We start from the raw sequence: 10,200 nt of genomic DNA, 5'->3' as shown, positions 1-10,200 counted from the left end.
ATGATAAGGGAGCGGGCTTTCAAACCAATACCAATAAAATTACTATCTTTAATAAGAACTTTGAAAAAAAGACTTTTGAAATAAAGTCTAAAACTGATGTGGCAAAAGACATCAGTGCAGAAATATTAACGCTTATAAAAGAATGAAGAAACTCCTTCTGTTCATCCTTCCCTATCTATTTATTTCCGGGCTAAGGGCACAGGAAATTAACGCCAGAGTACAGCTACTGGCACCCCAAGTACAAAACATAGACAAGAAGAATTTAGAAGCTCTGCAAACCACCATAAGGGATTTTCTGAACAACAATAAATGGACGAACGAGACTTATCTCCCACAAGAAAGAATAGAGTGCAATTTTGTAATTACCATCAACAGTTGGGACGGTAGTTCGACCTATAAAGCAGAGGCACAAATACAATCCAGAAGACCTGTATTTGGCTCCTCCTATAGCAGTACACTGTTAAACATGAGCGATAAGGATTTTGATTTCAATTATACCGATGGCCAACCTGTAGACTTTTCAGACCAGAATTTTCTTTCCAATCTGGGCTCCCTCCTCTCCTATTATGCATATACCATGATTGGACTGGATAAAGATACATTCAGTAAAATGGGCGGCACACAAATGTTTATCAAGGCTCAGAACATTATGAATCTGGCACAAAACGGAGGAAATTCCGGATGGAAAGCTTATGACGGTCTGCGTAACAGGTATTGGTTAAATGAGAACTTACTAAACAACAGTTTTGAACAGCTAAGATCTTTCATTTATAACTACCACATTAACGGATTAGATCTGCTTCAGGACAACAGTCTAAAAGCGACAAAAAATATCCTTTCATTTCTTCCTGAACTACAACAAATGGACAAGCAAAAATTAGGGTCTATATTTCCTAATGTTTACTTTGCTGCTAAAGCAGAAGAAATTGTTGGGGTATTCTCTCTTGCCAATCCCCAGGATAAGATGAGTGCCTATAATTTGCTTATTGATATTGATCCAGCCAATATTAGCAAATACGATCAAATTAAAAAAACGTTGTAATTCAGCCTTAAACACATTATATCTGTATTTTTTTAAAAATATTTTGTTTATACGAATATATTCGTACATTTGATTACGAAACAATTCGTACAACAAATGATGAATACAAAAATTTCTCCTAAACCAACCGAAAGCGAGCTAGAGATACTTCAGATTTTATGGGAGAAAGGAGACTGCACAGTTAGAGAGGTGCATGAGATCCTGGAAAAGAATAAAGAAGCGGGTTACACAACTACCTTGAAACTGATGCAAATCATGCATGAAAAAGGTTTGGTATCCAGGGATACCTCTTCCAAAACACATATCTATCGCGCGCTGGTCAATCAGCAAAAAACACAGCAGCAACTGGTCAATAAAATGATCGACAACGTTTTTAATGGCTCTGCCGCAAGACTGGTCATGCAGGCGCTGGGGAATCATACGGCAAGTGAAGACGAAATCAATTCTATAAAAAAGTATTTAGATGAACTAAGTAAAAAATAAAAAAATGGAACCACTGGTAAACAATTTCATCAAGGCAACAGGCTGGAGTATATTTCATTCATTATGGCAAGGGGCAGCAGTATATATTCTACTGTTTATTCTGTTCCAGGGATTTCCACGGATCAGCGCCAGGATTAAGCACAACCTGGCTTATGCTTCTATTTGTGGGATATTCGTTGCTTTTTGTATCACATTTTGTTCTATATTCCAGGTTCCTGTACAAATTTCGGGTCAACAGCATACGTTCTTTCCCACCAACAATTATGCTTTCCCGATTTCCTTGAGCAGCAGGGCAGAAAGCTTCTTTCCTATACTGGTGGTACTTTATCTAATTGGTATTGTTTTACAAATGGGCATTGTCACTTCGGGGTATTTAAAACTTCTGCAGCTTAAAAATGCAGCAACTACAGCTATCCCAGAAAACTGGCAACAACTTTTCAACAATATAAAGACAGATCTCCGGCTTAAAAAGAATATTGGCTTCTTCTTATCTGAACATGTAAATGTTCCTCTGGTACTGGGTTATTTTAAACCGGTTGTTTTGTTCCCGGTGGCCTATGTTACACAATTAGAGATGAGCCATGTAGAGTCCATACTGATCCATGAACTTTCACACATCAGAAGAAATGATTACCTGTTAAATCTGGTTAAAACAGCGATCGAAACGATACTTTTCTTTAATCCTTTTGTTTGGATGTGCAGCAAACTCATTCAAATAGAGCGCGAGCATGCTTGTGACGATCTGGTCGTGAAACGCACAGGCACTCCATTAACATATGCTCACGCTTTACTGCAACTTGAACTGATCAAACAAAAAAACACACCCGCCCTATCTATGGCGGCAAGCGGAAACCAGCAGCACCTTTATCAACGCATTAAAAGAATCACTGATATGAAAACGAATTACATCAACATCAAACAACAGGTCTTTGTGATTTGCCTTACCGTAGCAACCATTGCTTCCCTGGCTTGGATCAATCCTTCTAAGGCCTCCCTGGAATCCTCCAAAAAAGTATTCAAAAAAGCAACTCATGCAGTCACATTTGTTGCTTCAACTGAAACAAACCTTCAGACCAAACCACTTCCATCAGATACAACAAAGAAGAAAAAAATTAAGGTCATTACCACAGATAAGAATGGGGTAAAAAAAGAATATAGTTCTATCCAGGAACTTCCTGACAGCTTGCGGACCACCACGTCGGATGGTGTATTTTCCCTCAACTCCGACAGTCTGCAGCTGGTTCTTTCCCCACTAACCAATGCTGTTACAAACAATATACAAATCATGATGGCTTCTCCAGAATGGAAAAAACAGATGGAGAATATCCAGATTCAAAGTGCAAACCTGGTTAAGCAGTTTAATTCTGAGGATTGGAAAAACCAGCAGATCTCGATGCAGAAGAATGCAGAAGAACTGGAAAAACGCTTCAATTCACCAGAGTGGAAAAAGCAGCAGGAAAAGATGGTTCAAAACGCCCAAAAGCTGCAAATACATTTCAATTCACCCGAATGGAAGAAACAGCAGGAAAAATTGTTCAAAACCACACAAAACTTACAAATACATTTCAATTCACCAGAATGGAAGAAAAAAATGGAAGACCTCAATACGGTTTATGGTTCTCCGGAATACAAAGAACTACAATCTAAATTCAATAAAGATGTAGAGCAGTTGAAAAAGAAAAAAGCAGAAGAAGCAGCAGCAAAAAATTAAGCTACACACGAATTTAAAAACCAACGGCAGGCGTATTTCTTCTGCCGTTTTTTCTTTATAAAGAATAAGTATATTGAGTAAGAGTTTTCCTAATTTAGCGAAGGATATGCTACAAAAACTTTCTATACGCAACTATGCCTTAATTGATAATGTTGAAATGGAGCTGGATAAAGGCCTGAACATTATCACTGGTGAAACTGGAGCCGGAAAATCTATTATGCTTGGAGCCCTTTCCCTGATACTGGGACAGCGTGCAGAGACAAAGTACTTTTTTAACCAGGAAAAAAAGTGCATTATAGAAGGCACCTTTAAGCTAAAAAACAATAAACTGGTTCCTCTTTTCGAAGAACATGATCTTGATTTTCATGAAGAAAGTATATTAAGAAGAGAAATCTCGATAGATGGAAAATCCAGGGCATTTATCAACGACACACCAGTTACCCTATCTGTAATGAAACAATTGGGTGAACGGCTGATTGATATTCACTCCCAGCATGCGACTCTGGAACTGAATGATCCCGGTTTTCAGCTGGCCGTAGTGGATGGCCTGGCCAATCATGAAGCTCAGCTGACCATTTACAGACAGGATTTCAGGCAATACAGAAAGAACCAGCAACAGTTGCATGAACTCCGGTTAAAAGCTGATGAGGCCAGAAACAAACAGGATTATGAGCAGTTTCTATTTAATGAACTGGAACAGGCCAATTTGCAGAAAGAAGAACAGGAAGCATTGGAAAACGAACTGGAAGCCTTAAACAATGCAGAATCGATTAAACGAAGCCTGTTAAACAGTTATCAGCTACTGAGTGAACAGGAAGTTTCTGTTGTACCTGTTCTCAAAGAAGCCATCAATCAATTGCAATCGGTTGAGCAATTTAATGCATCCTATACAGCGCTCAATGAGCGCTTAAGATCTGCATTTATTGAACTGAAAGACATTAGTGACGAACTCTCCATACTGGAAGAAAATGTAGTTTTCAGTCCCACCAGGATAGAAGATATCAATCACCGCCTGGATGTAATCTATACCCTACAGCAAAAGCATAAAGTAAATAGTATTGCCGAATTAATTGCGCTGAAAGATCAGCTCTCGGACAATCTGCTGCTCATTATCAGTGGTGATGAAGAAATTGAACGATTAGCTGCAGAAACAGAGAAATTAAAGTCCAGTCTGGAAAAGGCAGCGGCAGTTTTATCCCTAAACCGCAGCAAATCCATCAAAGCTGCAGAAAGTCAGGTTGACCAGATTCTAGCCCAGACAGGAATGCCCAATGCCAAAATTAAGATTGAACAAACTTTGCTCAAAGAGATTAATAAAGATGGTAAGGATAGCATTTCCTTATTGTTTTCTGCCAATAATGGACAGGCACCTGCACCGGTATCCAAGGTAGCTTCTGGTGGGGAATTATCCAGGATCATGCTGGCCATTAAGTCTATTCTGGCTAAACATTCCGATTTACCAACCTTGATTTTCGATGAAATCGATACAGGTATTTCCGGAGAAGTAGCCCTTCGGGTTGGTCAGGTTATTGGAGAACTGGAACAGAATATGCAGGTGGTTTGTATCACCCATCTTCCTCAGATCGCCGCAAAAGGCAATTCGCATTTCTTTGTCTATAAAAATGAAAGTTCCGAGAAAACAACAACCGGAATCAGAAGATTAAATAAAGAAGACCGTATCTATGTTATTGCTGAAATGCTCAGTGGAAAACCACCTGGAAAATCAGCTCTTGAAAATGCAAAAGAATTACTGAAATATAAAGCGAGATAGACCTTTTTTAAGTATCTAATATTTAGCTACATTAGCTTTCATGATCAGATCACTATACCTCCTGGGTTTCCTGTTAATCCTCTCTGTTTCTGGCTTCACACAAAACCTTTCCATATCTGGCAAGGTTAAGGATAAAAATGGAGAGATTATTCCGGGAGCCGGGATCTATCTGAGCGGCTATAAGACAGCAACAGTGACCACCAATGATGGCAGGTTTACACTAGGCAATCTCAAACCGGGTAATTATGATGTCCTGGTACAAATGATGGGTTTTTTGCCCTACACCAAGAATGTAATCCTATCCGACAAATCGGCAGTGATAGAGATTACTTTACAGGAAAACACCATCCAGCTTAATGAGGTTGTGATCCGTACTGATCCAAACCGCGAACGCTATATTAATCTTTTCAAAGAATTTTTTATTGGCAAAACACCAAATGCAACAAAATGCAAAATTCTGAATCCTCAGGTTCTTTATACCGATTACGATGATAATATGAGGGTACTGACCGTTAAATCCAATGATTTTCTGGTGATCGAAAATAAAGCCCTGGGATATCGTCTAAAATACATGCTCCAATTCTTTGAGTACAACTACAACACGCATATTGTTTATTATGCAGGTTTACCGAATTTTGAGGAATTGAAAGGTTCGGGCTCCAAGAAAAGGCTCTGGGCAAAGAACAGGGAAATTGCCTACTATGGCTCTTCTCAACATTTTTTTAAATCTCTTTACCAGGGCCGAAGCGAAGAAGAAGGTTTCATTATCAACAAACTCATTAAAATTAACAATACCAGCAGACCACCAGATAGCCTGATTAATAACAATATTAAAAGATTAACCAAAGCCCAGCACGGGGTAATCCGTTTTGGCTCGGCAGTTAATGATTCTCTCAACTACTGGATGGCCTTAAAAAAACTTCCGAGAGAGATCAGTACTTTAAACCGGGCACAGGTTTTAACGGACACCCTTGTTAGACAATATCAGCCCAATCTCAAAACCATGAACTATAAAGACGATTTATATGTAATGTATACCAAGGAGCTGGAAACCGTTGAATATACGAATAACTCTGGGCACTCTGTAAGCAGACCACTGGATGTACCTAATTACGAAATATCTGTAGTTCATTTATTACAGGCCCCTGTACATTTTTATGCTTCAGGAGGTATTCATGAACCCAAAGCTCTGCTCTTTGAGGGTTTTTGGGCATATGAAAAGATTGCAGATATGGTTCCTATGGATTATATAATTCCTTCAAAATAAATCAAAAATACTAAAAATATTAGTATTTTTGATTTATGGCAGTAGATCAGGAAAAAGAAGATAATTATTTAAAAGGCCGCGGTTCCCAGTTTAATCCACACAACCATTTTCTAAAAAATGATTATGTTAAAGAACATGTGGAGGGAATTGATGACTGGGAAACCGAAAACAGCAAAACCACATTTATTTTTGGCCAGTCGAGATCTATAGTCAATAAAGTAGAAAGTCCGGATGTGGGAATGGCTTATTCTCTGAATCCTTACCAGGGCTGCGAGCATGGTTGCACCTATTGTTATGCCAGAAATGCGCATGAATACTGGGGTTTTAGTGCAGGTCTTGATTTTGAACGTAAGATTATAGTGAAAAAGGATGCCCCTGAATTGTTCCGGAAGTTCCTTGATAAAAAGAACTGGAAGGCTGAGGTCATTTCGCTTTCCGGAAATACAGATTGCTATCAGCCTGCAGAAAGAAAGTTCAAAATCACGAGACAACTGCTGGAAATTGCGCTGGCCTATAAGCAGCCAGTTGGTTTAATTACAAAAAATGCACTGATTTTAAGAGATAAGGACATTTTGCAGGAATTGGCAAAATTAAATCTATGTATGGTCTATGTATCGATTAACAGCCTGAATGAAGACTTACGTTCAAGGATGGAACCCAGAACCACAACTGCACGTCAAAGGTTAAAAATTGTTGAACAGTTGAGTTCAGCGGGCATTCCTATGGGTGTTATGGTTGCACCACTGGTACCAGGTCTGAGCGATCATGAAGTCCCTCTAATTTTAAAAACGATTGCGGATTGTGGTGCAAAAAATGCAGGTTATACCATAGTAAGATTAAACGGAGCCATAGGACCTATATTTGAAGATTGGCTGAAGAAGAATTATCCGGATAGATTTGATAAAGTCTGGCACATGATCCAGTCCTGCCACGGCGGACAAGTTAATGATAGTCGTTTTGGCCAGCGAATGCATGGAGGAGGTAACATCTCCAAAATGATCAAGGATACCTTTGATCTTCATTGCCGGTTAAATAAACTCAACGTCAACAGAATTCATTTGGATTCCAGCCTTTTCCAGATACCTGGCTCACAGCTAAGTTTCTTTTAAAAAAAAGTCCTGCAGGATAACCCTGCAGGACTTTTCATTTATTTGCCTTTTTTAGTTTAGGCTCCTTCTTCTTTTCTTTTTTTCTTACCTGAGTTCTTGTTGACTACTACAATCTGATCACTCTCTTTATCGTAATCTATTTCCAGTACGTCACCGTCATGAATTTCTCCTTTCAGAATTTCTTCTGCAATAGGGTCTTCCAGGTACTTTTGTATCGCCCGTTTAAGTGGTCTTGCTCCAAAGTTCGGATCAAATCCTTTACCAGCGATGAAGTCTTTAGCACCTTCGGTTAATTTGATCTCATAACCCAGATTATGAACTCTGCCAAATAATGACTTTAATTCAATATCAATGATTTTGAAAATTTCCTCTTTACCTAGAGTATTAAATACCACTACATCATCTACCCTGTTCAGGAATTCTGGGGCAAAAGCGCGTTTCAACGCATTTTCAATAACACCTCTGGAGTGTGCATCCACCTGATTGGTTTTTGCCGCAGTAGAGAAACCAACACCCTGACCAAAATCCTTCAACTGGCGCGCACCAATATTAGAGGTCATAATGATGATGGTATTTCTAAAATCGACCTTACGACCAAGGCTATCTGTCAATTGTCCTTCATCCAGCACCTGTAATAAAATATTGAATACATCCGGATGGGCTTTTTCAATCTCATCCAGTAAGATCACTGCATACGGTTTACGACGAACTTTTTCAGTCAGCTGCCCCCCTTCTTCATAGCCTACATATCCTGGAGGCGCCCCTACTAAACGGGATACCGCAAATTTCTCCATATACTCACTCATGTCGATTTGGATCAGGGCATCATCACTGTCAAACATAAACCTCGCCAGTTCTTTGGCCAGCTCAGTTTTACCCACTCCAGTTGGACCCAGGAAAATAAAAGACCCAATAGGCTTCTTAGGATCTTTCAGTCCTGCCCTGGTACGTTGAATGGCTTTAGTTAATTTCTTAATTGCATCATCCTGACCAATGATCTTCTGTGCAACAGTATCATACATATTCAACAGTTTCTGGCTGTCGGTTTGTCCTACCCTTTGCAACGGAATACCTGTCATCATAGAAACCACTTCTGCAACGTTTTCTTCAGAAACTACATAACGTTTTGTCTTTGTTTCCGCTTCCCACTCTGCTTTAGCACGATCCAACTCTTCCAAAAGATTTTTCTCTGTATCTCTAAGCTTGGCAGCCTCTTCATATTTCTGGCTTTTAACCACTTTATTTTTCTCTACCTTGATGTCTTCGATCTTGGTTTCAATATCAATGATGTTTTCAGGAACATGAATATTGGTCAGGTGTACTCTTGAACCTGCCTCATCTAAAGCATCAATAGCTTTATCAGGAAGGAATCTGTCTGTAATATAACGTGAAGTTAAAGCTACACAGGCATTGATCGCTTCGTCTGTATAAGTAACACCATGGTGATCTTCGTATTTTTCTTTAATACGGTTCAGGATCTCAATGGTCTCATCAGGTGTAGCTGGTTCAATCATTACTTTTTGAAAACGGCGGTCTAAAGCACCATCCTTTTCAATATACTGACGATATTCATCTAACGTTGTTGCACCGATACATTGTATCTCTCCCCTGGCCAATGCAGGTTTAAACATATTGGATGCATCTAAGGATCCGGAGGCACCGCCTGCTCCAACAATGGTATGAATCTCATCGATAAACAGGATCACATCTGTAGATTTTTCCAGTTCATTCATCACTGCTTTCATGCGTTCCTCAAACTGTCCGCGATATTTTGTTCCTGCAACCAAAGAAGCAAGGTCCAAAGTAACTACACGTTTGTTGAATAAAACTCTGGAGACTTTACGTTGTACGATTCTCAAGGCCAATCCCTCTGCAATAGCAGATTTACCTACTCCCGGTTCACCGATCAGTATAGGATTATTCTTTTTACGACGGGACAAGATCTGTGACACACGTTCTATTTCTTTCTCCCGCCCAACAATCGGATCCAAACGGCCCTCTTCTGCAGCTTTAGTCAAATCTCTTCCAAAATTATCCAGTACCGGAGTTTTAGATTTGATATCGGAAACTTTCTTAGGACTGCTGAAGCTTTCCTCTTCACGGTAATCATCGTCACCTCCAGTAGAAGCACTACCTTGAGGGTCATCTCTGAAACCGTTTTTATTTACCTCAACTTCCTGTTTGAAAATTTCGTAATTGATGCTGTATTGTAATAAGATCTGAGAAGCAATATTATCGTCGTCGCGCAAAATAGACAACAATAAATGTTCTGTACCGATCAGGTCGCTTTTAAATATTTTAGCTTCCAGATAAGTAATCTTCAGTACTTTTTCAGCCTGTTTAGTTAACGGGATATTCCCAAGGTTAACTGTAACACTGGAAGTGCCTCTAACAGCGTCTTCAATTGAACGGCGCAACTTAGATGTATCGACCCCTAATGATTTTAATATCTTAATAGCCATACCATCGCCTTCGCGAATCAAGCCTAATAAAAGATGTTCTGCGCCGATATAATCGTGACCTAATCTCAGGGCTTCTTCCCTGCTAAACGAAATCACGTCTTTAACTTGTGGTGAAAATTTAGCTTCCATATATAACCTTTCTAAACCGGAATGCTCTAAACTATAAAAATGTTTTATAAATAAGCGCGACCAGTTTTATTATTTTATCAACAATTACGCCATATCAGTGGAAAAAGATCTCTGAGCTGCCGTTATTTCATAAAACTTACTAAGTTCTGACTTTATTCAGCCTGGGTGCAAGAACTAGAAGTAATTATGTCAGACGAAAAAATGTCCTTTTTAATACTGTCAAATT

General features: G+C 39.2%; 7 protein-coding genes. 6 read left to right on the top strand and 1 reads right to left on the bottom strand.

The features are described from left to right. The first annotated feature begins 142 nt into the window (after positions 1-142). The 6 genes from DBR11_RS00540 to DBR11_RS00515 all read left to right on the top strand — a co-directional run bounded on the left by DBR11_RS00540 (position 143) and on the right by DBR11_RS00515 (position 7,383). Positions 143-1,042 (top strand): DUF4835 family protein, encoded by a 900-nt coding sequence (locus DBR11_RS00540; protein WP_108549658.1) that lies wholly within the window; start codon positions 143-145, stop codon positions 1,040-1,042. A gap of 96 nt (positions 1,043-1,138) precedes the next feature. After that, complete coding sequence (locus tag DBR11_RS00535) at positions 1,139-1,525, top strand: BlaI/MecI/CopY family transcriptional regulator (protein ID WP_369974410.1); 387 nt, start codon at positions 1,139-1,141, stop codon at positions 1,523-1,525. Between the two features lie 4 nt (positions 1,526-1,529). Beyond that, positions 1,530-3,236, top strand: a complete 1,707-nt coding sequence (locus tag DBR11_RS00530) for a M56 family metallopeptidase (protein WP_108549656.1) — start codon at positions 1,530-1,532, stop codon at positions 3,234-3,236. Between the two features lie 106 nt (positions 3,237-3,342). Further along, positions 3,343-5,007 (top strand): DNA repair protein RecN, encoded by a 1,665-nt coding sequence (recN, locus tag DBR11_RS00525; RefSeq protein ID WP_108549655.1) that lies wholly within the window; start codon positions 3,343-3,345, stop codon positions 5,005-5,007. Between the two features lie 40 nt (positions 5,008-5,047). Continuing rightward, a complete protein-coding gene (locus DBR11_RS00520) occupies positions 5,048-6,274 on the top strand; it encodes a carboxypeptidase-like regulatory domain-containing protein (protein ID WP_108549654.1) in 1,227 nt (408 codons plus the stop codon). Positions 6,275-6,309: 35 nt separating this feature from the next. Continuing rightward, complete coding sequence (locus tag DBR11_RS00515; protein WP_108549653.1) at positions 6,310-7,383, top strand: PA0069 family radical SAM protein; 1,074 nt, start codon at positions 6,310-6,312, stop codon at positions 7,381-7,383. Positions 7,384-7,439: 56 nt separating this feature from the next. Here DBR11_RS00515 and DBR11_RS00510 read toward each other — a convergent pair whose 3' ends face one another. After that, positions 7,440-9,974: an ATP-dependent Clp protease ATP-binding subunit gene (locus DBR11_RS00510; RefSeq protein ID WP_108549652.1), complete on the bottom strand. Its 2,535-nt coding sequence runs from the start codon at positions 9,972-9,974 to the stop codon at positions 7,440-7,442. Between the last annotated feature and the right edge of the window lie 226 nt (positions 9,975-10,200).

This window comes from Pedobacter sp. HMWF019 (genome assembly GCF_003061025.1).
In the GTDB taxonomy this organism is placed as follows: Bacteria; Bacteroidota; Bacteroidia; order Sphingobacteriales; family Sphingobacteriaceae; genus Pedobacter.
The sequence above is the reverse complement of the archived record's forward strand: the minus strand, read 5'-3'. Positions and strand labels throughout refer to the sequence as shown.

Coding starts and splice junctions, on each gene's coding strand:
- DBR11_RS00510 (WP_108549652.1), bottom strand. CDS start 9,974: ATGGAAGCTAAATTTTCACCACAAGTTAAAGACGTGATTTCGTTTAGC.
- DBR11_RS00530 (WP_108549656.1), top strand. CDS start 1,530: ATGGAACCACTGGTAAACAATTTCATCAAGGCAACAGGCTGGAGTATA.
- DBR11_RS00515 (WP_108549653.1), top strand. CDS start 6,310: ATGGCAGTAGATCAGGAAAAAGAAGATAATTATTTAAAAGGCCGCGGT.
- recN (WP_108549655.1), top strand. CDS start 3,343: ATGCTACAAAAACTTTCTATACGCAACTATGCCTTAATTGATAATGTT.
- DBR11_RS00520 (WP_108549654.1), top strand. CDS start 5,048: ATGATCAGATCACTATACCTCCTGGGTTTCCTGTTAATCCTCTCTGTT.
- DBR11_RS00535 (WP_369974410.1), top strand. CDS start 1,139: ATGATGAATACAAAAATTTCTCCTAAACCAACCGAAAGCGAGCTAGAG.
- DBR11_RS00540 (WP_108549658.1), top strand. CDS start 143: ATGAAGAAACTCCTTCTGTTCATCCTTCCCTATCTATTTATTTCCGGG.